General features: G+C 46.6%; 18 protein-coding genes and 1 pseudogene. 11 read left to right on the forward strand and 8 right to left on the reverse strand.

Annotated features, from left to right (window positions below):
* The first annotated feature begins 88 nt into the window (after positions 1 to 88).
* The 9 genes from mutS (at position 89) to KJS69_RS08885 (ending at position 13,960) form a co-directional block, all read left to right on the forward strand.
* Positions 89 to 2,752: a DNA mismatch repair protein MutS gene (mutS, locus tag KJS69_RS08845; RefSeq protein WP_213583360.1), complete on the forward strand. Its 2,664-nt coding sequence runs from the start codon at positions 89 to 91 to the stop codon at positions 2,750 to 2,752.
* Between the two features lie 202 nt (positions 2,753 to 2,954).
* Positions 2,955 to 4,412: a S41 family peptidase gene (locus tag KJS69_RS08850; protein ID WP_213583361.1), complete on the forward strand. Its 1,458-nt coding sequence runs from the start codon at positions 2,955 to 2,957 to the stop codon at positions 4,410 to 4,412.
* 524 nt (positions 4,413 to 4,936) lie between these two features.
* Positions 4,937 to 7,147: a DNA mismatch repair endonuclease MutL gene (gene mutL / locus KJS69_RS08855; protein WP_213583362.1), complete on the forward strand. Its 2,211-nt coding sequence runs from the start codon at positions 4,937 to 4,939 to the stop codon at positions 7,145 to 7,147.
* 105 nt (positions 7,148 to 7,252) lie between these two features.
* Positions 7,253 to 8,023: a class I SAM-dependent methyltransferase gene (locus KJS69_RS08860; protein ID WP_213583363.1), complete on the forward strand. Its 771-nt coding sequence runs from the start codon at positions 7,253 to 7,255 to the stop codon at positions 8,021 to 8,023.
* Complete coding sequence (gene miaA, locus KJS69_RS08865) at positions 8,017 to 8,991, forward strand: tRNA (adenosine(37)-N6)-dimethylallyltransferase MiaA (RefSeq protein ID WP_213583364.1); 975 nt, start codon at positions 8,017 to 8,019, stop codon at positions 8,989 to 8,991. Before KJS69_RS08860 ends, miaA begins: the two co-directional genes overlap by 7 nt.
* A 77-nt stretch (positions 8,992 to 9,068) precedes the next feature.
* Positions 9,069 to 9,311 (forward strand): RNA chaperone Hfq, encoded by a 243-nt coding sequence (gene hfq / locus KJS69_RS08870; protein ID WP_213583365.1) that lies wholly within the window; start codon positions 9,069 to 9,071, stop codon positions 9,309 to 9,311.
* A 603-nt stretch (positions 9,312 to 9,914) separates the two neighbouring features.
* Complete coding sequence (locus tag KJS69_RS08875) at positions 9,915 to 12,461, forward strand: transglycosylase domain-containing protein (protein WP_213583366.1); 2,547 nt, start codon at positions 9,915 to 9,917, stop codon at positions 12,459 to 12,461.
* A gap of 190 nt (positions 12,462 to 12,651) precedes the next feature.
* Positions 12,652 to 13,302 (forward strand): peptidylprolyl isomerase, encoded by a 651-nt coding sequence (locus KJS69_RS08880; RefSeq protein ID WP_213583629.1) that lies wholly within the window; start codon positions 12,652 to 12,654, stop codon positions 13,300 to 13,302.
* A gap of 34 nt (positions 13,303 to 13,336) precedes the next feature.
* Positions 13,337 to 13,960 (forward strand): YdcF family protein, encoded by a 624-nt coding sequence (locus tag KJS69_RS08885; RefSeq protein WP_213583367.1) that lies wholly within the window; start codon positions 13,337 to 13,339, stop codon positions 13,958 to 13,960.
* 85 nt (positions 13,961 to 14,045) lie between these two features.
* On the opposite strand, the gene KJS69_RS08890 is transcribed toward KJS69_RS08885, so the two are convergent.
* A complete protein-coding gene (locus KJS69_RS08890; protein ID WP_213583368.1) occupies positions 14,046 to 14,813 on the reverse strand; it encodes a GNAT family N-acetyltransferase in 768 nt (255 codons plus the stop codon).
* 640 nt (positions 14,814 to 15,453) lie between these two features.
* Between KJS69_RS08890 and KJS69_RS08895 the strand changes: the two are divergent.
* Together KJS69_RS08895 and KJS69_RS08900 are read left to right on the forward strand one after the other, a co-directional pair.
* Positions 15,454 to 16,017: pseudogene (locus KJS69_RS08895) on the forward strand (AAA family ATPase); the annotation flags it as partial.
* A 234-nt stretch (positions 16,018 to 16,251) separates the two neighbouring features.
* Entirely contained in the window at positions 16,252 to 16,587 is a 336-nt protein-coding gene (locus KJS69_RS08900) for a recombinase zinc ribbon domain-containing protein (protein WP_213583370.1), read from the forward strand.
* Between the two features lie 176 nt (positions 16,588 to 16,763).
* Here KJS69_RS08900 and KJS69_RS08905 read toward each other — a convergent pair whose 3' ends face one another.
* The 7 genes from KJS69_RS08905 to KJS69_RS08935 form a co-directional block, all read right to left on the reverse strand.
* On the reverse strand, positions 16,764 to 16,970 hold the full coding sequence (locus KJS69_RS08905) for a cold-shock protein (RefSeq protein ID WP_213583371.1): 207 nt from the start codon (positions 16,968 to 16,970) through the stop codon (positions 16,764 to 16,766).
* Between the two features lie 86 nt (positions 16,971 to 17,056).
* A complete protein-coding gene (locus KJS69_RS08910) occupies positions 17,057 to 18,013 on the reverse strand; it encodes an AAA family ATPase (RefSeq protein WP_213583372.1) in 957 nt (318 codons plus the stop codon).
* Positions 18,014 to 18,211: 198 nt separating this feature from the next.
* A complete protein-coding gene (locus KJS69_RS08915) occupies positions 18,212 to 19,999 on the reverse strand; it encodes a DNRLRE domain-containing protein (protein WP_213583373.1) in 1,788 nt (595 codons plus the stop codon).
* Between the two features lie 31 nt (positions 20,000 to 20,030).
* Positions 20,031 to 21,431 (reverse strand): hypothetical protein, encoded by a 1,401-nt coding sequence (locus KJS69_RS08920; protein ID WP_213583374.1) that lies wholly within the window; start codon positions 21,429 to 21,431, stop codon positions 20,031 to 20,033.
* A 26-nt stretch (positions 21,432 to 21,457) separates the two neighbouring features.
* Positions 21,458 to 22,699 (reverse strand): SPRY domain-containing protein, encoded by a 1,242-nt coding sequence (locus tag KJS69_RS08925; protein ID WP_213583375.1) that lies wholly within the window; start codon positions 22,697 to 22,699, stop codon positions 21,458 to 21,460.
* 53 nt (positions 22,700 to 22,752) lie between these two features.
* Positions 22,753 to 23,445, reverse strand: a complete 693-nt coding sequence (locus KJS69_RS08930; protein WP_213583376.1) for a discoidin domain-containing protein — start codon at positions 23,443 to 23,445, stop codon at positions 22,753 to 22,755.
* Positions 23,446 to 23,497: 52 nt separating this feature from the next.
* Positions 23,498 to 24,394, reverse strand: coding sequence for a hypothetical protein (locus KJS69_RS08935; RefSeq protein WP_213583377.1), 897 nt, complete (start codon positions 24,392 to 24,394; stop codon positions 23,498 to 23,500).
* Between the last annotated feature and the right edge of the window lie 2 nt (positions 24,395 to 24,396).

The following is a 24,396-nucleotide window of genomic DNA, read 5'->3' on the forward strand; positions in this document are numbered from 1 at the left end:
AGGAGCATCGAAGGAAATAAACGGGCGGTGCTCATCTTTTTCATGCTATAATGAATCGTGTACGCTTTTTGGTTTTGGGGGTTGAAGGATGACTAAATATACACCGATGATGCAGCAATATTTATCGATTAAAGCCGAAGCCGGAGACGCGCTGCTGTTTTTCCGGCTGGGGGATTTCTATGAAATGTTTTTCGAAGACGCCATCGTGGCTTCACGAGAACTGGAGCTTACTCTAACCGGGCGGGGAGGCGGCCCGGAAGAAAGAATTCCCATGTGCGGGGTTCCCTATCATTCTGCGGAAAGCTATATCGCCCGATTGATAGACAAGGGCTTTAAGGTAGCCATCTGTGAGCAGGTCGAGAATCCCGATGAAGCCAAAGGAATCGTCCGCCGGGAAATTGTCAAAATTGTTACTCCGGGAACAGTCATGGAAGGGAAACGTCTGCAGGAAGGAATTAACAACTACATAGCTTGTCTGGCTTCCAGCGGCGAAGGCTTTGCTTTTGCGGCTTGCGACTTGTCCACCGGCGAGCTGTACGTGACCGCTACCGAAGCCTCGAATTTATTAGTGGACGAGCTGTCGGTCTATTCTCCGTCCGAGGTCATAGGAGAAGAGGCTCTGTTGGATGAGGTCAAGACAGCGCTCCGCGGCAATGCCAAAAATCCGCTGTTTACGGAGTGGAAGGAGGCTGATCCGGTTTCTGACGCGGGCTCTTTCTTCGGGGAAGAGGATTGGAGCGAGCTGGGACAAGCCGAGCGCAGGGCGGTCTCCATCCTTATGGCGTACTTGAGCCAAACGCAAAAAAGGGCGCTCGCGCACATTACCGCCATCCGTCGCTATGAGACGAATCAGTTCATGATCATGGACCCTTTCACCAGACGGAATCTGGAATTGGTTGAGACCGTTCGCGAGCGCACCAAGAAAGGCTCGCTTCTCTGGCTGCTCGATCAGACCGTGACCTCGATGGGCGCCCGGATGCTGCGGCGCTGGATCGAGAAGCCGCTTATTGCGCGCGGTCCGATTGAGGAGCGTCTGGAGGCAGTGGAGGAGCTGCATAACCAGGTCATCGTCCGCGAGGATTTACGTTCGGCGCTCAAAGAAGTGTATGATTTGGAACGGTTGGTCGGAAGGATCTGTTATGGCAACGCGAACGGCAGAGATTTGGTCGCGCTGCAGCATTCATTAAGGCAAGTGCCGGCGCTGCGCGAGGTCTGTGTCCATTCCGGCTCGGCTACGCTTAACAAGCTGGTCGGGAAGATGGACGATTGCCAGGATATCCGGCAATGGATAGAAGAGGCTCTCGTTGAAGAGCCGCCTGTTTCGGTGAGGGACGGCGGACTGATTCGTGACGGCTACCACGAATATCTCGATCAGCTTCGGAGCGCGGATCGCAACGGGAAGCAGTGGATCGCCGAGCTGGAGCAGCAGGAACGGGAGAATACCGGAATCAAGTCGTTGAAGGTTGGCTACAACAAAGTGTTCGGATATTACATAGAAGTGACTCGCTCCAACCTGGCTTCGATTCCGGAAGGAAGGTATGAGCGCAAACAGACGCTGGCGAACGCCGAGCGGTTCATTACCCCGGAGCTGAAGGAAAAAGAAGCGCTCATTCTCGAGGCGCAGGAGAAAATCGTCGTCATCGAATACGATCTGTTCCAGCAGCTTCGCGAGCGGATCGCCGCACAGATCGAAAGACTGCAAAGCCTGGCCGAAATCGTCGCGAATGTTGACGTGCTTCAGTCTTTGGCCACCGTCGCTGCGGAACGGAGATTCTGCCGTCCGGTACTGGCAGAGGATGGCGACATGACTATCCGGGAAGGAAGGCATCCGGTCGTTGAGGCGGTGCTGGAGGATCACTCCTTCGTCGCCAATGACACCGGGATGAAAATGGAGGAAGGCCGGATCATGCTCATTACCGGTCCGAATATGGCCGGTAAAAGCACTTATATGCGGCAGGTCGCCATCATTACGATCATGGCGCAAATCGGCAGCTTCATCCCCGCCGAAAGCGCTACTATCCCGTTGATCGACCGGATCTTCACGCGGATTGGAGCGGCCGACGATCTGATTGGCGGGCAGAGTACTTTTATGGTCGAGATGATGGACATTCAAGTGATGACAGAGAAAGCAACGGAGCGAAGTCTGGTCATTATCGATGAATTGGGCCGCGGAACCTCCACCGGCGAAGGCATGGCGATTGCCCAGGCGGTCATCGAATACCTGCATAATGAGACCGGGTGCAAGACGCTGGTTTCCACGCATTTTCATGAGCTCGCTCATTTGGACGACAGTTTGCCGCATCTGCGCAATTACTGTATGGCGGTTAAGGAAAGCGGGCAGCAGGTGACCTTCCTGCGCAAGCTGATTCCGGGAGCCGCCAGCACAAGCTACGGAATCTACTGCGCGAAGATCGCCGGGCTTCCCGAGTCGATCATCGAGAGGTCCTATACGCTGCTGAGCGGCTTTGAAGCGAGAGCCTCCGTTCAGCAGGCCGAGGAGGAAGCGGCCGCATCGGCGGTTCAGTTAAGTTTTTTTGCCGCGGAAGCTTCAGCAGCCGAACCGAAAACGGCGGCTCCACAGCGAGCCTCGTCCCGGACGAACGCTGCTGCGAAGCATGACGGGGATTATAGCGCTGGTCCACCTTCCAGCAAGGCAGAGCAAATTGCAGAGCAATTGAAGAATGCGGACTTAATAAACATGACACCACTTCAGGCGATGAACTTTTTATATGAGTTAAAGCAAAAATGCTGATCAATAACTACATCAAGCAGGTAACAAAGGTGAAAAGCAAGCTGGTCAAGTAAGGGGAAGAGCGGGAGGGCTTATCTCGGGAAAGTGATTAAGCAAGATAGCAGAGGGATGACGGGATTTCGTCGATCTGGCTAAAAGTGGCATACCAATGTTACTCTATGACGTAATCCCTGGCTCATTTCTCATAGGGGAGGAATATAAATTGAATAAACTGACTTACCGCTGGAAAGCTCTGATACTCGCTGTTGTACTTACATTTATGGTCTCTCTCCCGGTTTATGCCGCGGAAGACGAGGATCAAATGTTGCTGGATGCGAATCAATTTCGGGTGCTGGAAGTTATTCAACTGCTGGAAAAGCTGCATGTAAGCGGGGTGGATACAAAAAAGCTTTCGGAAGCGTCCATTGAAGGGATGATTGAAGCGCTGGATGATCCGTATACTAATTTCATGACTGCGGAACAGTGGAACTCATTTCAAAATACGATTGATCAACAATATACCGGACTGGGTATCGTAATAACGAAGGAGGACCATGGAGTAAAGATTGACAGAATCATCGCCGGTTCTCCTGCCGAGGCCGTCGGCTTGCTGGCTGGAGACTACGTCATGGCAGTGAACGGGCAATCAACGAAGGACAAGTCGCTGGATGAAGTGGTCGCCCTTATTCCTAAGAAGGAATCAGATGAGGTCGAGCTTTCTATCCGCCGCGGCGAAGAGATCAAGCAAATCAAAGCTTCGGTCCATAAGGTGACCCTCCCCGTCGTAACAAGCGAGCTTCTCGATGGAGGAGTCGGCTATATCGGACTCAGTATGTTTTCTTCGGAATCCGCCTCCGAGTTCGCTCAAGTGATGGACAAATGGAAGGATGAGCCTATCCAGGCTTTGATCATTGATCTGCGGGATAATCCGGGAGGGCTGCTGACTTCCGCAGTAGGGATTGCGAAGCATTTTATTAAAGACGGGGTGCTATTGTACACCGTGGACAGCAGCGGGGAGAAGGAAGAGGTCAAGGTCAGCCATGGCTCGGAAGTAGGCTACCCGGTCGTTCTGCTTGTAAATGAAGATAGCGCGAGCGCTTCGGAAATATTAACGGCTGGGCTGAGGGATCATGGCAAAGCTGCCGCTATTGTGGGCGCTAAAACATTTGGCAAAGGCAGTGTGCAGGCTTCCTACGAGCTATCGGATGGCAGCTATCTGAAAATAACGATTGAAGAATATTTGACCCCGAAATCTGACAAGGTGAATGGGGTTGGAATTACTCCGGATATCGAGGTGGAAGGAGCCATTCCCCAACTGCTGGCTGCCCTTAAGGCTACGGGTGTTCAAGCAATTACTATTAACCAAGCGGAAGGCAAACCGGTAGTTATCAATGGAACAGAATTTGCCGGTCAAGTGCCTGTCCTTCGCGAAGAGGGTAAAACGTTCGTTCATTCCCGGATTCTCGCTTCGCTGGCCGGAGGAACGATCCAATGGAATTCCGAGCAGCAGTCAGTCGATATGAAAATTGGCGAACAGGCGGTTAGCTTTGCGCTCGGAACGGATATGCGGATGAAAGAGGATGTGACCTATATCGAGCTGGACGCGTTTAAGCCATTCGTAACGGGTCTTCAATGGTCGGATACAGACGGACAATTAACGCTTTCCTTATCGGGTAAATAGCGGGAAGCCTAAAGTCGGAAGCCGAAGATTGCAAGGCGAAAGCAGCAAGCGGCAAGCTGAAAGCTGCAAGTTGCAAGATGAAAACCTAAAGGTGAAAGCTGAAAGTCGAAAGCGGAAAACCGAAACCGAAAACCGATAGCTGAAATGAACGAGGTTGTATAGATTTGCATGGGATTGACTGCAAAAATACACCAGATTGGGTAAAAATCCAATAGATATCGAGGATCGACAGCAAAAGTGCAGTAAAAATCATTGGAAATCGAAATATGGACTCAAAAGATTGATTTCAACTGTATAATTGCAGCAGATTTGCTGTATTGGGACGAATTGTGAGTAAAGGACTGTATTTTCGCAGTCTCGGACCACTTCCCCACACTTAAAAAGAAAGCTAGTTACGGGGAAACGGAAAGTTCAATGTTGAATCCGCTGCTTGATATTCATCGGCCCCAAAGGGAACTTAGTCATATAAATTGAATCGCTTGAAAGTTAAGACTGGCCATCAGGTGGAAAGGAGGCCGATTCCTATGGGAATTATCCGGCTGCTGGACGAGCATATCGCCAACCAGATTGCGGCTGGGGAAGTGGTGGAGCGCCCTTCCTCGGTCGTCAAAGAGTTGGTGGAAAACTCCATTGACGCGGGCAGCACCCGGGTGGACGTCAGCTTGGAAGAAGGCGGAATTCAATCGATCCGGGTGACGGATAACGGATCGGGAATGGATGCGGAGGATGCTCGGACCGCTTTTTTCCGTCATGCGACAAGCAAAATTGCGAATGGAAAAGATTTATTCCGCATTCGTTCGCTTGGCTTTCGCGGGGAGGCCCTGCCCAGTATCGCCGCCGTAGCCAAGGTGGAATGTCTCACTGCTACCGATTCCTCGGGCCTTGGTTGGCGAATCCATGTGGAGGGCGGCACGATCCTGACGGAGGAGGAAGCGGCAGCCTCTAAAGGAACGGATATTGTGGTCAAGGAGTTGTTCTACAACACTCCAGCCCGACTCAAATACATGAAAACCATTCAAACCGAGCTGGGTCATGTTTCGGATTTCATGTATAGGCTGGCATTGGCGCACCCGAACATTGCCTTCTCGCTCAAGCACAACGGCAACTCGCTCCTTAGAACGTTAGGCAATGGGGATTTGCTGCAAGTGATTGCGGCAGTCTACGGCAGCTCCGCAGCTAAAAAGATGGTGCCGATTTCCGGAGAGACGCTGGACTATACGTTATCCGGCTATATTTCTCTCCCGGAGTGGACGAGAGCCAACAGGCTCGGCATATCGACGATCATCAACGGCCGGTACATCCGCAACTACGGATTAACTCAATCTATATTAAAAGGCTACCACACTCTCTTGCCAATCAATCGGTTTCCGTTAGTAGCGCTTCACCTGGAGATGGACCCCGGACTGATTGACGTCAATGTCCACCCGTCGAAGCTCGAGGTCCGCTTCAGCAAGGAGGCTGAGCTGACGGAGCTGATCGAGACTGCGGCGCGCTCCGCTTTGCGGCGGGAGGTGCTCATCCCCGGCGGAATGAAGCCGGCGGTCCGCCCGGCGAAGGTGCACGAGCAGCTCGCCTGGTACGGCGGCGAGCCTGCTCCCTCGGCACCGCTGCCGCCTGAGCCGCCGGCGAATGCGCAGGCTGCCGCCGGGGAAGCGCCGCGCTTCGCGGACGAAGCGGCTGCGGACGCGCATCGTCCCGCCGGGCCGAATGTCGGCCTGCGAGCGGACGAGCCGCCCGGCCCCGCAGGCACCGCCGCAGTGCCTGCCCGCGCCGCTGGCGATGCCCCCGCGGCTGACGCCTCGGCTGCCGCCACCGCTGGCGGCCAGCGCGGCGTGCCGGCGGGCGACGCCGACGCGGCTGCGGCCCGTGCCGCCGGGGCCGCGCCCGAGCGGCCTGCGGAAGCGCCGTCCGGCGCGGAGCTGCGCAGCTTCGCAGCGGGCGCTGCGCATGGGGCCGAGGCGGGCGCAGCGCCGCGGTCGGCCGCTCCGCAGGGGCCGGCTGCTGGCGCGTACGGGGGGAGGCCCCGTACGACAGCAGCAGGCCGCGAGGGCGGCTCCGGCTTCGGCGGCGGAGCCGGGCGGGCGCGGCCGGGGGCGGAGCCGCTGGCGGGCCTGGTCCCGCCTGGGCCGCCCGGAGGCGGGGGCATGCCCGCGTTTCCGCGGCTGACGCCGATCGGGCAGCTGCATGGAACCTACATACTGGCGCAGAATGAAGACGGCCTGTATATGATCGATCAGCATGCCGCTCATGAGCGGATCAATTACGAATATTATTATGAGAAATTCGGTCAGCCCCAGGAGGCGAGCCAGGAGCTGCTTGTGCCGCTTACGCTTGAATTTACTTCGGTGGAGGCCGAGCTGCTTAAGGAGCGGCTCGATTATTTTGAACAGGTCGGCGTTTATTTGGAAAGCTTCGGAGGCAACAGCTTCATCGTTCGTGCCTATCCTCACTGGTTTCCGGAAGGAGAAGAGAAGGAAATTATTGAAGAGATGGCGGAGTGGATATTGGCAGAGAAGAAACAGATCGACGTCGCCAAGCTGAGGGAAGCTTCTTCTACGATGTGTTCCTGCAAAGCTTCCATTAAAGCGAACCAGTCGCTGAGCCGGCCGGAGATCGAAGGATTATTGGAACGGCTGGCCTCCTGCCGGATTCCGTATACATGCCCGCACGGGCGGCCGATCGTCGTCAGCTTCTCCAAATACGAGCTTGAAAAAATGTTTAAAAGGGTCATGTAGCCCTTTTCCATTCCGGCTTCCTGCAAATAGGGAGCCGGATTATACTTTTTGGACAAGATAGAGTATACTTTTGGGGCAAGGAACGAAAATAACTTAGGTGATGGAATGATTGTAACCACTTCATATAACCCTACGGAGGGCGCTGTCGCCCGATCCCGAAGGTTTGCCGAAGAGAACGGCTGGACCTGGGTTCCCCGGGAACGTCATTCTTTACGGCAGCTGGCGCTTAAATATGGGGATGAGCGGATCTGGTCGGTCTCGGATAAGGATTTAAACTATTACGACCATTCGGACACGCCGTTGTTTTTTCATCCCAGCATGGCGCTGGTTCGAATCAAAAGATTGCTGCAAGGCGAAACCGACTCTCTGCTGCTTGCCTCTGGAGTCCGGCAGGGAGACACGGTGCTGGACTGTACGGCGGGTCTGGCTTCGGATTCCATCGTCTTCTCCTACGCGGTGGGAAGCGAAGGGGGTGTGACCGCTTTGGAGAGTGAACAGGCGCTGGCGGTTCTGCTTCAGGAAGGCTTGCAGACATACCGTTCCGGAATTCCGCAGTTGGATGAAGCGATGCGCCGCATTCATGTCATGCATCAGGATCATGCAGCTTATTTAAAAGAACTGCCGGATAACAGCTTTGATCTCGTCTATTTCGATCCGATGTTCCGGATGCCGGTGCAGGAGAGCAGTCATCTGTCTCCTCTGCGGGAGGTGGCTAATACCGCTCCGCTGCAGAATTCTACCATATTAGAGGCCACCAGGGTAGCCCGCAAAGCGGTTGTCCTGAAGGAGCTTCGGGGAAGTCGGGAATTCGAACGGCTGGGGTTTAACGAAAAACGTTCCAGCTCGAAAATCTCTTATGGAGTGATCTCATGGTGACACACGAATCTGCCAAACGGAAGCTGCTCGTTCTCGTAGGCCCGACAGCCGTAGGCAAAACAAGGCTGAGCCTGGAGATCGCCGAATCGTTCGGCTGCGAAATCATTTCCGGCGATTCCATGCAGGTTTACCGGGGGATGGATATTGGCACAGCCAAAGCGACGAAGGACGAACGGAGCCGAATTCTTCATCATATGATCGATATTCATGATCCGGATTATCCGTTTTCCGTTGCGGAATTTCAGGACAGGTCCCGGACGCTGATCGAGCAGATCTCCGAACGGGGAAGGCTTCCTTTTATCGTTGGAGGAACCGGATTGTATATCGAATCGTTATGCTATGGCTTTCAGTTCAGCGATGCGGGCTCGGACGAGGCCTTCCGCGAGGAACAACTGGCTTACCTTAAGAGCAAGGGAGAGCAAGCTTTGCATGATAAGCTTCGTCAGATCGATCCGCCGACTGCGGAGAGGCTGCATCCTAACGATCATCGGAGAGTCATCCGGGCACTCGAAGTCGCCCATTTGACGGGCATCCCGATGTCGCAGCATCTGGCCGGACAGCGTAAAGAATCACCATATGATCTTTGCTTAATAGGCTTGACAATGGACAGGCAGTTACTATATAAACGTATTGAAGACAGAATCGATCAGATGGTCGAGGAGGGCCTCGTTGAAGAAGTGAAGGGGCTTCGCCTTCTCGGATACGGTGATGATCTCGTCTCCATGCAGGGACTCGGCTATAAGGAAATCACCGCTTATCTGCGCGGAGAACTGTCTTGGGAAGATGCAATAGTGCTGCTTAAGCGCAATACGAGACGCTTTGCCAAGCGTCAGCTTTCCTGGTTCAGACATATGAAGGACATCCGTTGGGTCGATGTTTCGGAGACGTCAAATTTTTCTAAACATTTGCTGACAATTAATGATATAATAGCAGGAAAGTTGATTTCCCCTACGGAATATACTTCCTGATACAGAATAATGAACACCTAATGAACAAGATCGTTTAAGTGGCTGTCTGTTCCAACTATTTGAAGGAGGACCAATGGATGAACAAAACAATTAATATTCAGGACAATTTTCTCAACTCGTTGCGTAAAGAAAGCGTGCCCGTCACTGTTTACTTGACCAACGGCTTTCAAATTCGCGGACTGATTAAAGCATTCGATAATTTTACAATTATTATCGATAGCGAAGGCAGACAGCAAATGGTATACAAGCATGCGATTTCGACGTTTACTCCGATGAGATCGGTATCCTTTGCACCCGAAGCGGATTCGGATAGACAGTAGTCTTTCGATTATGATAAGTTTGAGCATACCCTTACACCTGTCCCAGGTTAAGGGTTGTTCTTTTTCTAGCGGAATTTTTCGTCCCGCTTTTGATATACCCTTCCATATAGAGCCGGTGTAACCATTCCCACGCCCTGAATAAGCAAGATAGGCGCAGTCTATTTTAACTATATAAATTGAACTAATGAAGGAATAGCTCATGAAGTGGAGAAAGAAAGATGCTTCCAGGGCGAGTTTTGGCTTTGTATTCCTACCATCCGAAGGCCCATCTATATAGAAGGAATACAAAACAAGATGTTTGAAGCTTCGGAGGCACTTTCCTTCGGAACGGAATGAGAGCTATTCTTTAGTTCAACATATATAGCTTCTTTGCGGAAGTGCTTGGAAAAATTTAGTAATTGATTCAGGAAAGTCGGGAAAGGGTTAATGGATACGGGAGGATTGGCGACCGTCCATATAGGTATGTTAGGCTATTATCTAGGGCGGATGAAACTTTTACCGGTTCATTTTCGTTAATATATTTGAGAAGGTAAGTGAAGGTGGTTAACTAGTACAAAAATAGAGAGAAGTCGAACTTCAGTAAAGAATCAGGGGGAGAGAATCGTGACATCGAAGAAAAAAGCAAAAACTAAACCGAAGAAACGCGTCTTTACCTGGAAGAAAATGACTGCTGTTAGTTTAGTCACCGCCGCTTTAGCGATAGTTGTGGCCTTAGCCGGATATTTAATTATTATTTATATGGGGAAAAATATATTGGATGAGCAGGCCAATAAATTGCAGCTTACCGAAGGATCCGTAGTTCTGGATGCCGATGGTAACGAGGTGGCCAAGCTGTATAATCGAGAAAACCGGGAACTGGTTTCCAAAGATGACATTCCGAAGCTCGTGACCGGTGCTTTTATCGCGACCGAGGACAGAAGGTTTACAGAGCATACCGGAATCGATCTGTGGGCTATTGGCCGGGCCTTGGTGAAGGACGTCATCGCCCGCAAGGCGGTGGAGGGCGGCAGCACGATTACTCAGCAGTTGGCCAAAAATATGTTCCTCAGCGCGGACAAGACGGTGTTCCGGAAAGCTACCGAGGTGTCTATTGCGATAGCTTTGGAGGAGCGCTTCACTAAAGATCAGATAATGGAAATGTACCTCAATCGGATTTATTTTGGCAGCGGAGCGTGGGGGATCAAGCTGGCCTCATACCGCTATTTCGGGATATCGGATTTGAACGACCTGGAGCTATGGCAGATCGCCACTTTGGCTGCCCTGCCGAAAGCGCCGACCACCTATTCTCCCATCAATAATCCGGAGAAGTCCAAGGAGCGGCGGGGAGTCGTCCTGACTCTGATGAACCAGCAGGGACTGATTACAACGGAGCAAATGAATGAGGCCAAGGAGGTTGATTACGACCCGTCCATGGCTAAGGAAATTCAGACGGACAACAAGTTTCCAACGTATATTGATTATGTGCTGCTGGAAGCTAACAAGCTTTATGGGATAGACGAAGAGGAGTTGCTGCTGGGCGGCTATCGGATCCAGACTACGCTGAACGCTAACGCGCAATCGATTATGGAAGAAACGTTCAAGAACGATAATCTGTTCCAGCCCAAAACTGATAAACAAACTCAGGCCATGCAGGGGAGTATGGTTATTCTGGATAATGAGACCGGCGGGATCGTGGCGATGATCGGTGGTCGGGATTATGAGCGCAAAGGATGGAACCGGGCGGTCATCAAGCAGCAGCCGGGCTCTGCGTTCAAGCCGATTATCAGCTTTGCTCCAGCTATCGAGTCCGGCAAGTTCACCCCGTATTCGATGCTGAAGGATGAGAAGATGTCGTTCAACGGCTATTCTCCCAACAACCTGAGCGGTAAATACCGGGGAGAAGTAACGATGTTTGACGCAATCAAGTATTCCTGGAATATGCCAGCCGTTTGGCTGTTGAATGAAGTGGGATTAAAGAATGCGATGAATTTTGCCAGCGGTCTGGGCATCACCTTCGATGAGAAGGACAGGAACCTGGCGATTGCGCTCGGCGGAATGACGTATGGAGTTTCCCCACTGGAGCTGGCGCATGCGTACAGTGCTTTCGCCAATGACGGAATTCAGCACGAGGCACATGCTATTGTCAGCATCAAGGACCGGGCAGGCAAAGAGATAGCCGCCTTCAAAGGGGAGAAAGGCAAACGGGTCATGAAGGAATCGACGGCCCGCGCGATGACGAGTTTGATGCAAAAAGTAGTGGAGCCGGGAGGAACGGGAGCGAAGGCGGCGATGAACCGCCCAGTAGCGGGTAAAACAGGATCCACTCAGCATCCATTCGTCGATAAGCGTGACAAGGATATATGGTTTGCAGGCTACACGCCGGAATGGACGGCTGCGGTCTGGATGGGCTTTGATAAAGCGGACAAAGATCACTATGTGACCATCTCAAGCGGGCAGCCTGCTGCCATATTCAAGGAGGTTATGTCCAAAGCGCTGGACAAGTCGAAATATCCGATCAAACCTTTTCCCAATTCAAAGGTAGAGGAAGAACCGCCGGTTGAGGAGGAAAAGCCGGATGCAGTAACGGATTTTAACGCCCAATATGATGACAAGAGCCGGACGGTCCGGATGTCCTGGCAGCCGCTTGACGGTAATGTAGACTATAAAATTTACCGGAAAGGCTCGAAGGAGGCTGACTTCAGCTTCCTGTTGCAGGTCAAGTCTGCGGAAGCGAACGATATTTCGGCTTTCCCGGGGGAAAGCTATCAATATTATGTGGAAGCTTATAATCCGGAAAAGGATACGGCGGGAGATAAATCGAACGTAGTGGAAGTTCATATCCCGGATGAGAACGGGGAGCAGAGTCCATCCCCAAGCCCGACCCCGGATCCTTCCGAATCACCGGACCCTGGCGATGATAAACATCCAAGCCCAAGTCCAAGTTCCAAACCAAATCCAAGTCCGGGCCATACTCCCGACCCGGGTCACAGTCCGAATCCCAGTGTAACTCCGAGTCCATCACCGACACCCGATCCGGATCAAGGGGCGAATGAGCCCGCCCCTGATCCGTCTTCCCCGGCTTCGACGAAGAAGCCGGAGGAGACCCCGGTGGATGATCCGATTCCGGAGGGGCCAGAGACGGAGGAAGACGGAGAGAACGCGGATAACTAACGCCAAGGGAACATCATCAAGACATACATACTAATGACGAATTACTTTTTGATGCTATTGCATAGAAGTGATTTTTCTAATACTCATTTCAAACACTAATTCCAGCTACTAAATATCAATTCAGAGGTGTACGTAAGTGAACATAATTGGCACAGGTACTAAAATTATTGTGGCCTGCGGGTTGGCAGCAATGCTTCTTGCAGGCTGTGGCAGCAAGCAAGCAGGGGAGACAACGGGCGGAACTCCGCAGACACCGCCGCCGGCCGCTTCCCCTGCCCCGACGGAGTCCAACAATCAAGGCAAGAAATGGTCGCAGCCGCCGGCCATGACCATCGATCCCGATAAAAAGTATCAAGCGGAATTTGACACGAGTAAAGGCTCGTTTACTATTGAATTATTTGCCAAGGAAGCGCCCAATACGGTAAATAACTTCGTGTTTTTGGCTAATGAAGGTTTTTATGAAGGGGTGACTTTTCATAGGATTATTGAGACCTTCATGATCCAGACCGGAGATCCGACCGGAACCGGTACAGGGACTCCTGGTTACTATATCAAGGACGAGCTGGAATCGGGCTACTCCTATGAGCCGGGAATCGTGGCGATGGCCAAGTCGGGAAAAGACCGGAACGGCAGTCAGTTCTTTATTTGCACCGGTGAAGACAGTAAAAGCTTGAATTTGGACCCTGTTTATTCGATATTCGGCAAAGTCATTGATGGGATAGAAACGGTGGAGGACATTGCGGCTACCCCGGTCAAGATGAATCCGGGGGGCATCGACCGGAACCCAAGTCTTCCTACAGAGACCGTGACGATCAACAAAATTGTGATCCACGAAAGCTAAAGTGAAAGCTGATTTTTCGCGCGAGGGGGAAAACATGAGAATGACAAAAAAGCGCCTTTGGCTAACCGCAGCCGGGGCGCTTATCGGACTGCTTGTCCTGTGGACCCTTTACGTGCAGTGGATGATTTTCTCGGCCCAGCATAACCAAAGCGCGGAAAGAGCTGATGCCGCCATCGTCCTCGGGGCCGCTCTGTGGAATGATGCCCCCAGCCCGGGACTTAGGGAAAGACTGGAGGGAGCCATCCAACTGTACGAGCAAGGAACGGTCGGAGCGATCCTAGTGTCCGGAGGACTCGGGGACAATGGATCGACGCTGACGGAGGCGGAAGGGATGAAACGCTATTTATTAGAGCGGGGCATCCCCGAGACAGATATTTGGACGGAGACTGAAGCCAGGAATACGCTGCAAAATTTACAGTACAGCTTGCTAATTATGGAATCGAATGGCTGGAAGCACGCGATTATTGTTACCCATCATTACCACGGTGCGCGGGCGCTGGATATGGCCGGATTTCTCGATTTTGATAAACCGCGGGTATACACCGTCGATTCGAAAGTGATGAATATCCCTTGGCACAAAGCCAGGGAAACGTTGGCGTACGGGAAATGGACGCTGCAAAAATGGCTGATGAAGCTCGGACTGTCCGCTGCTTCATAAACTCGTGTTCTTTTGGAAATTACGTGAGTTTAGTCTTACCGCTGTTATCTAACCTTTTTCTATACAATCCTTATCTAAAGCTTTCTTAGCTGCGGAGAATACGGTAATGGTATTGATATAACGGCTGGTAGCCCGCTTGAGCATAGAGGGCGAGGGCAGGCTTGTTGTTTGCGGCGACCTGCAAGTATAAACGGGAGGCGCCGTTCTGTTCGCTCCATTTGGTGAGACAGCGGATTAGACAGCGGCCCGCCCCTTGCCTGCGGTAGGCGGGGGAGATCACTACGTTCGTGAAACCGGCCCAGCCTCTTTCGACGACGGCCGTTCCAACTCCGATCGTCTTGTTGTCCTTATTTTTGACCGATACAAAACGATGCCGGGGTCTGATTCCGGTAAAGATTTTTTCGTATACCGGTTTTCTGGTTTCAGAGAATTGCTCGAAAGCAATGAAATCATCGATCCATTCCGCAGTCGGAGCGGAATAACCAACCGTCAGTTCGTTTACCGAATCGTTCAGACTGGTCTTCACTTCCTCCGTCGTCGCGATCATGACGGTAGTGACCATTTCTTTGTCATATTGTTTGCTCTCGAGAAGGTAGTCCAGCTCCGCAGGAGAAGCCGGGCTAATATGGTAGCATACCGGAAGACCGCGTTGGCGATAGAAGGATTCAATATCGTCAACCCAGCTTCTCTGAACAGGCATTTCCCCGCAAGTCCAGACGCTGTTTGCTCTGCGGGTCACTCCTTCGGCTGCTCTTAATATCCATGGTCCGTATGATTGCTGAACTATCGGAGGCCATGTATTGGCCGCCAACTCCTCAATGAAAGCAATAAGAGAGCGATCTTGTTCCTGCATTCTTTTCAACTCCCGTCCACCAGATACGTGCTTTACACCAAGCGTTTGAATGATAATACAATAAAATGAATATTTATACAATAGGTAGATTGTGATTTATGAATATTTTGGCTACGATCGTTTAGGTATGCTGGCTTAAAATAGAATTATCTCACGACATGCTAAATGGAATTTCTGTAGTTAGTTTTTGCCTTGTCCGCTATATTGCTTTCGCTAACTGGATAACCTACAGTTAAAAATCAAGGTATGGATGAATTGGCCAGATTTTGCCTGAACTAGCTGGAGTTTTTCCATTTATTTTACAAAATTGTTCTGATTAGATGGAATTACCTGTATAAAATCCAGTTAGTAGTTGACGTATGCGAGTAGGAGGTCAAGCGCTGATCTTGATACTTGAGCCGTTATGGATTCTACAGGCGCTCTCCCGTTGCGCGTTGCGGCGCTAGCATGGGATGGTCAGACCCATGGCGGTTATTTTTTGTTGTTCTATTATAAAGTGGAGCTGCACCAATCTTATAGAAATATCTCTTGCGCTTCTATGAGAAGCTGCAATAGGGCTGCGAGGAATCCGGCTTGTCCCGGCACCCTTTACTGGGCTCCTGCGTATACTGCTTACACCAAATACGCGAGGTGATCCGATATGAGCGGTCGATATACGGCAACCATCCACCGGCGTCCCGCCGACCATTCGCGGCAAATCAGCATTGTGTTAAACCCACCCGAACCGGCTTCCTCCGCAAACGCCGCCCCTTTATCCAAAATCGATAAAGCGCCCACCCGGCAATTCTCAGCCATTCTGACCCAATTGGATAAAATGATTGGGCTCGACAACGTTAAAGAGCTGATTTATGAGATCTACGCGCTGCTGCTGATCAAGCAGTACCGGGCAGAGGCTGGGCTGCATTACGATGCCCACGTCTATCACATGGTGTTCAAAGGCAACCCCGGAACGGGCAAAACAACGGTAGCCCGCATTGTCGCCAAGTTGCTCCATGAGCTGGGAGTGTTGTCCAAAGGTCATCTGATCGAGGTCGATCGGGCGGAATTGGTGGGGGAATACATCGGCCACACAGCACAGAAGACTAAGGAACTGGTCAAAAAATCGTTGGGCGGAGCTCTATTTATTGATGAGGCCTACAGCTTGGCTCGTGGCGGGGACAAAGATTTCGGCAAAGAGGCGATCGACACGCTGGTTAAGGCGATGGTTTAGATTTTCAGGTATGGGGATAGGAGAGTGTTTACAGGGATAAAGCTAGCAGTTCTAATAAAGCAGATAACATGGAGAAAGTATAAAATGGAAAAATGAGGTTAGGGGTTGTCAGCGGGGTGGATAAACATTGACATTCCGCACAATCATTGAAACAATAAAAAACGGATAATAATTAAGGTGCGACCAGATAGTTCTGGAATATTTATACAGAAGCAGCGAGGGAAAGCCGTGAATCATTTTAAAGGATTAATCAAATGCTTAAACTGTGGTAAAAATTATAAATTTAAACAGGAAAGAAAAAAGCCGACTTATCTATGCTCGGGCTTTGCAAATTATGGGAAAGAATTTTGTGCCCGTTTTTCCATCGCGGAGGAAGAGCTTTTTCATACGATAGAAAATCATTGGGCGAGATACGGGAGGGCCATCGAGACGAAGGAAGAGGCGGTATCTACCGTAAAGCTAATTGAAGTCAAAAATCGGGGATACGTCATTACTTATCAGGACGGGACCGAATCGATCATTAATAGCTCGGATAGCGAGTATGGAATCAAAGTAAAATACTGAATACATAAAAAAAAAAGTCCTCCCTCCGGGGAAAAATTGCTCTAGGACGACATTAGGTCCGATCTGCATTCATTGTTGCAGGCGAGAGGGAGGAGGTTAAAGCATGGAGATTGCCGCTTTTTACAGGAATCGTTAGGACGACATCAAGTTAGCTGAAAAGTGGCTTTTTTAATATGTTAAGAACGGACCATTTTATTGCTTAAATTCTCCACAACCGGGAGCATTCGGGCTTCTTTTTCCATCGTGTTCTGGCATAAAGGACAAGCTGGAATGTCCGTAAAGGAAAAATCTTGTCTCATCCAACCATTACATTCCGGGCTGGTGCAGGACCAGACTTCTGTTTCTTTTTGCTCAATTTCCTCAAAAGTTTTGCGTGAATACAAAACAAGCCCTCCTTCAATCCTATAGAACAATATTTTCCATCCACTCTGGTCTTAATATGTGTAGGTTTTACTGGAATTATTCGGTGTCAAAAGCGATCCTGGTTCACGATATCTTCGGCTCGGATGGTTCTAAGCTCCTGCTTGGATAGCCGGTTAAGCTGCGGAGAATAAAACTGCATTAATCGGACAGCCTGGTTTCTAATCGATTTTTCGATGACATTACGGACGAAACGCGCATTGGAGAAATTCATGAGATTTTGTTCTTTTTCCTGAATGAGCTCCGTTATTAATTTATGCTCGGAAGCCTCGGACAGCTCGTATTCTCGTTCCTTGACCATCTGGTGTGCGATGCGGATTAATTCTTCAACGGTATAGTCGGCAAAATCAAGATGTACGGGAAAGCGAGAAGGCAAGCCCGGATTCATGGATAGGAACGTCTCCATCTCCAACGGATATCCGGCCAAAATCAAAATAAAATCGTTACGGTTGTCCTCCATCATTTTGACGAGCGTATCAATCGCTTCTTTGCCAAAATCCTTTTCTCCGCCGCGCGCCAAGGAGTAGGCTTCGTCGATGAACAATACTCCTCCGAGCGACTTTTTGACCAATTCGCGAGTTTTTTGGGCGGTGTGCCCGATATATTCCCCTACGAGATCGCCTCGGTCCGCTTCCACCAAATGTCCTTTGGACAAGACCTCCAGTTTCTGGAATAGCCTAGCCAGAATTCGAGCTACTGTTGTTTTCCCGGTTCCGGGATTGCCGTTGAAAATCATATGATACACCTGCGGGTTCGTCTTCAAGCCGGCTTTTACGCGAAGCTGATTGATTTTAATAAAGGCGAAAATTTCATACACCAATTTCTTGACCTTCTCCAGACCGATCATCTGATGGAGCTCATCCAAAATCTCTTTGTACGGATCGACTTCACTGACACTGCGCTCTTGAAGCTCCTCGGGCTGTCTTTTGTTGAGGACAATGCTGATTTGCCCAGGATTTTTCTTTCTCTTTACCTCCTGAGTGACCACGTCTGCACTTTCCGCCATTGAACTTACCACCTCGCTTATACATTATATTAGCGAAGCGGCCAGAATATTTTTAAATGGTGGAAGTCTCCGACGGCGGCTGGATGAATGTCCTTATTTGTGGGGGGGACGGCCTTAGGAAAAAGGCAAAGGAGTTCCGTGATGGCAACTCCTTTGGATGAAATATTTTTTTAAAATCAATCTGTATATTTTCATTTTCTATAAAATATACACGTATCCACCAGGAACATTATCTCCGCCAACAGTTAGCGTACAGCTCATCTCATCTATCCATTTGACCCTAATCTTGATTCGACCTAATGTATCGTGTGTTTCATATTTGGGGATAGTTATGCTAGATTTCAAGTATCCAGATAGTATTTGAATGCTGGAGGGAATAATACTTGTATGTATGATGTCAATGTTTCCGTTAATGTTAGCTCTCTCAGGAACAGTCAAGATTGAGGGAATTTCATCAATTCTTTTAACCATCAAATTTCCGTTTATAAAACTACTGGAAACAACCTTTATAATTCCATGGATGAATGGCTTGTTAATAAACATACCTGAGTCGATAGAGTCTGATTCGCTTCTAGACACATTGATACCAGAAACTAGTTCACCATGATTTGACTGTTTAATCCGTAAAGATCCATGAATTAATGGTTTTGAAATTCTTACTTTTACAGATAGATGACTCTCTTCATAATCTCTAACCGTAACACTTCCAACAATTCTTGAAATATTCGGAATAGTGATCGTTGCTACCCTGTATTTAGCGTTAACATTTATAATTGATATCAGTGAATCAGTTTTCGCCTGTCTAACTGAAAGATTGGAATCAATAGACGATTTATAAGGAATATTGATTTGTCCTAATCTATTACGAGCATTAACTGATAAATTGGATTTAATCTCGTCAATTCTGCTTATCCGAATTTTGAGGTTTGATAGCATATCCTCTCTTTCGGTCCTTCTAATTGTTAAAGAAGAGTTAGTAAATGTCCTGTTAACTCTAATACAGGATTCCATAAATATAGGATTATATATATGGATATTGGACGATATTGTTGCGCTATCATCAAATTCACGAATATTAATTGTCCCTTTAACGTCTTTATTGCCTACAGCATGAACAAATAGAGTGGATTCAATTTCTGATCGTCCAAAGCTGTATATGGTGTCGTCATAATAGATGATTTCCAAAAAGGGCTTGTTTTCTGGGTTCTCCCTCGTATTAAATTGTTCGAACTGTGCAATATCTTCATTAAGAGCCTTTATGATAAATCCATAATTTTTCTCTTCACCGCTATAAAATAGTTGTATTGTTTCAGTAACATCTACTTCATAATATCCTACAGCATCTCCAATGTCAGATAAGGCCACTAAACTTGAAACATCAGGCTGATTTTCCCATGTTACGCCATATTCTTCCCAATAAGCTTTTGATGTGTAAACTCCAAGTTGTCGCTTGACTCCAAATGGAGAGGTATTATATAACTTTAACGTTGCTCTTTCGATGATTGTATTCTTGGGCAAATCGTCTAGATTAAACTCTAGCAAGGATCGATATTTTTCTTCTAACTTATCATTGTACCCAACAAGCATGGTCTGCTCTTTGCCATAATTTAATGTTCGGACCCCTTCTCGAATGAAGGCATCTTTTACAGGTGCAATTTCGAGCGTTTTTCTTGGGGGCTGAATAATATCAATTATTCCACTCATTTTGTTTTTAGGTGGAATCCTAATATTACCTTGAACTTCTTTACGATAAAAAATTGATATACTGGAGCGTTTTTGATACCCGAATCGTGGTGGATAGGCAATATCTTCGATGACATAGTCACTATAAACATCGACATGACCAGAAACTTCTTGAAATCTCTTAACTGTTAAAGAACCGGTCAGATCTTTTTCACCAACGGCAATTACATTTACCTTACCTGACATTCTGTTTCGTGGAGGAATCCACACATTTCCCGTCATTTCATCGAAATATATTGACAAATATTATCACTTCCATTCCATTGTATTGGAATTAATTTGGATCAGCAGAAACACGAATATCAAAGCTTCCTCCATTTTGAGCAGTTCTGTCCACTGTGAGTCGCACGTAAAATTCCAATATTTCATCAAAATTCAAGCGCTGGTCATAAACCAAGCGCTTTTCAGAGATAAAGGGGTTATTAGTTTTGGATAATTGAATCTCTAGGCCGTCAACATCATGCTCTGCCCATAACTGAATATTTTCAACGTTAAAAGGGTAGGTATTGGTTAGCAATATTTTTATGTCCAGAGAAGTTTGTCCTGCGATCATGGTTCCCATATCAAGGTACTTGAGAATTTCTCCCACAGAAGTGGTATAATATTGTTGATTTGTATCCATAAACATCAGCCCGGAATATTTTTTATCCAACTCGTCATAAATGATTGACAGGGAATGTACTACTGGTGTTTCGATAGTTGCTGTATTAATTGTTGAAAGAGAATTTATTTGAACAACGTCTTCGAAACTATTTTGTTCAAGATAGTAAGCTAAACGTATAGTTCCATTAGGTGATAGCTCATAAAGTTGCTCAACTGTTAAACTATTAATCTCAGTTGGCGACATTCCCTCTCGTTTTATATTTGATAAATCGGTAATGTCTATAGTTTTCCAATTGCCGTTTCTAATAACCTTCCAATTCTTCCCCTGATCATTACTGACAATTAGTTTTACACTGCCTTGCATTGGAGACTCTGGTACGTTGAATGATAATATAATCTTTTTTAGATCTCCTGAAATATCCAAATCTCGCAAGGGGAACACCATTTTAGGATTGGGGAGGGCTGTCAATCGCAACTCTTTCCTATTGCTAACTATTTCGTTTGTCCAAGTAACTAACTCGAAATCACCATCAATCTCATCAAGAGGACTATAATTTGCCGTAATCTCCAATTCGGCGTTAGTCTTAGCAGGGTCGTCAGTGTAATATACAGTATCGAAGCTATCTCCGACCTCATCATAGAATGTAAAGGGTTCCGTCTCTATTGTGATAATAGATTCATCCTGTTCAGGGTTATCAGTGTATTCAATAATCTTAATAGTTTGTTTTTCAAACTCATCAGCTAGAGTAAATGGCTCTGTTTCGACATTAAATTGGACTTCTGTTTTATTAGGATCATCAGTGTACAAACAAATTTCAACGTCTCCACTTAGTTGTCTCCATGCTGATTCGGGTATTGAAGAAACTTCTTCAAGCGTATTTCCTCTAAGATACTCTTCCTCAGTTGGTAATGATGTTGTGATGGTTTCCCAATTAGAATCATAATATCTCATAAATTTATTATTATTTCTTATCAAAGTTCTATATTCAAAATTATATTCGTACATTTTAACACTAGGAGTTGTATTTTTAGTCATATTTGGAATGATATTATCTGTATATTTTATTGTCAACTTACTTCACCCCTTTCCTCAAAATACTAATTAATTTTTACACTTTTAATTGATTTTTTTGATGTATCAGTCATTTTTTTAAATACTTTTCCTTCACCTAATGCAGTTCCAATTTGCTCTATATATACTTTGCATTTAAATTGTGTGGATAAATCCAATTGTATTGATCTATCCATCCCGTGATTAATAAAATTTTGCTCAGTTGCCATTGGAATATATCTATAGGTATAAGGAAAATATTCAGACATTTCTAATTCGCCAATAGACAAATAATTATGCCCATTATTTTTACTCACATTTATTCTATATAATAAATACTCCTTATCATTAAAAAATGTATATTTTCTGCGCTCTTTACTTTGAAAAATTTGGCTATGCTGAGAATCCAACACAATCCAATCAGTGCCATCATTTGATGCCTCAAATGTCCAAGTGTTAGGGGTGAGAGTATTTGCTAAACTTGTAGCATGGGTAATTGTATAACTTGTGATTATTTTCTTAATAGAAAATTTATATCCCAAATATCCTGTAGAGGAGCTGGTTGCCCATCTATCGCTTTGAGCAGTGCTCTTGTCAAAAGCTTTCCATGGATAGTATGTGTCATAATAAGAGCTATATATAACTTCACCCTCTGGAGAAGTATTTGAAGTCATCACTGGAATTGCATTTTCAATTTTTGATTCATCGTATTTGATAGTAATTGTTTCATTATTACTTGTTTGTATTAAAAATCTATCATAACTACTATATTGACTTCCATCATAAGAAAAATACCCCTCTGGCATTTCATAGGTAAAAGGAGTTGAACCAAAATTAGCCGTTACGGTTGAACTAGTATTTTGCCTTACGGTTGCAGCCGCGTATATTTCTTCAAGTCTATTTGCATCTAAATATGCATTTCCTTGAGATACTCCATTCTTCCAAAATTCAATTATTCCTTCATCCAAATCTAGTAATACTGAAATTATGTCATTTCCACCAAACGAACTACCGTAAGGAACTTCGCTGTATCCACTAGATTTCATTCCATTAGTACCATAATACATCGCATTAGAACTACGATACGAATTTCCGGAACCAACAGTGGTTTTGACAATACCTATTTTAATGTACCCTTGTGCCTTTAACTCCCAGTACCATTTTCCAGATTCTTTTGACACTGTTGCTAAAGCTGTACTATTAACGTTACTAATCGTAGCTGTAAGGTTTTCGTTAGATAGATTAACAGATGTCCCTTTATTTATAGAGTCCCACGTAACTAATGTCAATTTTTTTCACCTTCCTATCTAAATAAAACGTTTCATTTATTTTCGATCTGCTCCTAATGAAATGTAATAATATTAACCTTATTTTTATTCAAGTCAATTGTATGCTCATATATTTTTCCGTTTCCTAGCATAAGAGGTTTTTTTTCAATCTTTCTAATTTCATCAATACTAGATATTTTTAAGTTTGACTCATCCATTCCGTATTTAACTATTGAATCATAAATATTCGAATTTATAACTGACATGGTTTGATTCTCATTAACAATAAACTCCAATTCATTAACAATCCATGCCGAATCTGTAGAGGTTGGAGTATTGCTATTTGCTAAAATCCTAAAAAATCGATATTCTTCATGAGCGTTAATAACTATCTCTTCCATTATTCTTTCTCTCAAAAATAAGTTCTGTATATCTCTCCAAGTTACCCCATCATTAGAACCTTGTAGTTTTACATCAGGAAGGTAATAAATACTATTAGAACTTTCACTGCCACCTTGATAAATTTTTATTTTTTCAACCGTGGTCTTTTTTGATAGTTCTACCCCAATCCAAGATACACCTGCATGACCAGATAATTCTTTTGAAGCCCAGAAAGTATCAATGTTTCCATCAAAAGCGAACTCAGCATTCCTACCCTCTGAAAGAAAAGAGTTTGATAAATGTTGCTTGATAATTGTCTCAGATAACGCATAATATTTAGAGTTAGTGTGAATTAAAAATTTGTTTGTAGAGGTAATTTCGGTCATTTTATCACCTTCCTGTCGGTTAAATAACTTATAAAGAAATAGAATATCATACCTACTTCACACTAAGACTAGTTATTTCAATATATTTCTTTAAATCAACCTTTGCTTTAAACAGCTTTCCCTCTTCACCCAATCCGCTACTGTCATTCATATCAAGAACAAATGTAGTTTCTCTTCTATCCAGAACAGATAAATCATCCATTCCCTCATTTATAAAAATGTCTTCCGATGGAAGTGTTGTAGAAATCGTTTCCCATAATGTGTCGTTCCATTTTTTATACTCACCATTAAACAAAATTAAAGATTTATTTATATTGGCGTCCAATAACAGAACTGGTCTAAAGCCTTTTGGAGTGGATACAGTGGTAACATTAGATGGATTATGACCATGCTCAGAAACGCCAGTTATATATCCTCTAACAACTCTATTCGCGGGTGTCCCAGATATTGTTGTTGATGTCCACGTGTTTACACCAACATTCCAGTTCCATACGTCGTTATCTCCAGCTACGATAGTATTGTTTAGAGTAGAATTGACAATATATTTATCCCATTCATTATCTTTATCAGCAGAAGATATACCACCAGTAAGAAGGCGCAACGTGGCACCTTGTGTTAGATTTTCTATCAGGACCCCACTGCCACTTGCAACTCCTCCACTATTCAGTGCATCCCATGAAATACTATGCTGAATATTTCTATCTGCTATTAACTTCCATCTTCCCAAATGATCTTTATCCACGCATATAAAATAGAAATCTCCATCTGGTGTTGCTGAACTTACGGGAGGAAGAAAATCTTTAGTCATTCCACCTAATCCACTTAATGTGCCTATTTGATTAGCTGAAGCTTGGTAGTTACAGCGAATACGTTTTCCAATTTCTAAATCAAGAATATCAGTCACTTCATCTGGATGTAAAATTCGACTACTTTGTCCAATTTCAGTCATAA

This window comes from Paenibacillus sp. J2TS4, assembly GCF_018403245.1.
Taxonomy (GTDB): Bacteria; Bacillota; Bacilli; order Paenibacillales; family NBRC-103111; genus Paenibacillus_L.

Bases quoted from the DNA above. Each gene is read 5' to 3' on its own strand.
- mutS (WP_213583360.1), top strand. From the start codon at position 89: ATGACTAAATATACACCGATGATGCAGCAATATTTATCGATTAAAGCC.
- mutL (WP_213583362.1), top strand. From the start codon at position 4,937: ATGGGAATTATCCGGCTGCTGGACGAGCATATCGCCAACCAGATTGCG.
- KJS69_RS08860 (WP_213583363.1), top strand. From the start codon at position 7,253: ATGATTGTAACCACTTCATATAACCCTACGGAGGGCGCTGTCGCCCGA.
- miaA (WP_213583364.1), top strand. From the start codon at position 8,017: ATGGTGACACACGAATCTGCCAAACGGAAGCTGCTCGTTCTCGTAGGC.
- hfq (WP_213583365.1), top strand. From the start codon at position 9,069: ATGAACAAAACAATTAATATTCAGGACAATTTTCTCAACTCGTTGCGT.
- KJS69_RS08880 (WP_213583629.1), top strand. From the start codon at position 12,652: ATGCTTCTTGCAGGCTGTGGCAGCAAGCAAGCAGGGGAGACAACGGGC.
- KJS69_RS08885 (WP_213583367.1), top strand. From the start codon at position 13,337: ATGAGAATGACAAAAAAGCGCCTTTGGCTAACCGCAGCCGGGGCGCTT.
- KJS69_RS08890 (WP_213583368.1), bottom strand. From the start codon at position 14,813: ATGCAGGAACAAGATCGCTCTCTTATTGCTTTCATTGAGGAGTTGGCG.
- KJS69_RS08910 (WP_213583372.1), bottom strand. From the start codon at position 18,013: ATGGCGGAAAGTGCAGACGTGGTCACTCAGGAGGTAAAGAGAAAGAAA.
- KJS69_RS08930 (WP_213583376.1), bottom strand. From the start codon at position 23,445: ATGACCGAAATTACCTCTACAAACAAATTTTTAATTCACACTAACTCT.
- KJS69_RS08935 (WP_213583377.1), bottom strand. From the start codon at position 24,394: ATGACTGAAATTGGACAAAGTAGTCGAATTTTACATCCAGATGAAGTG.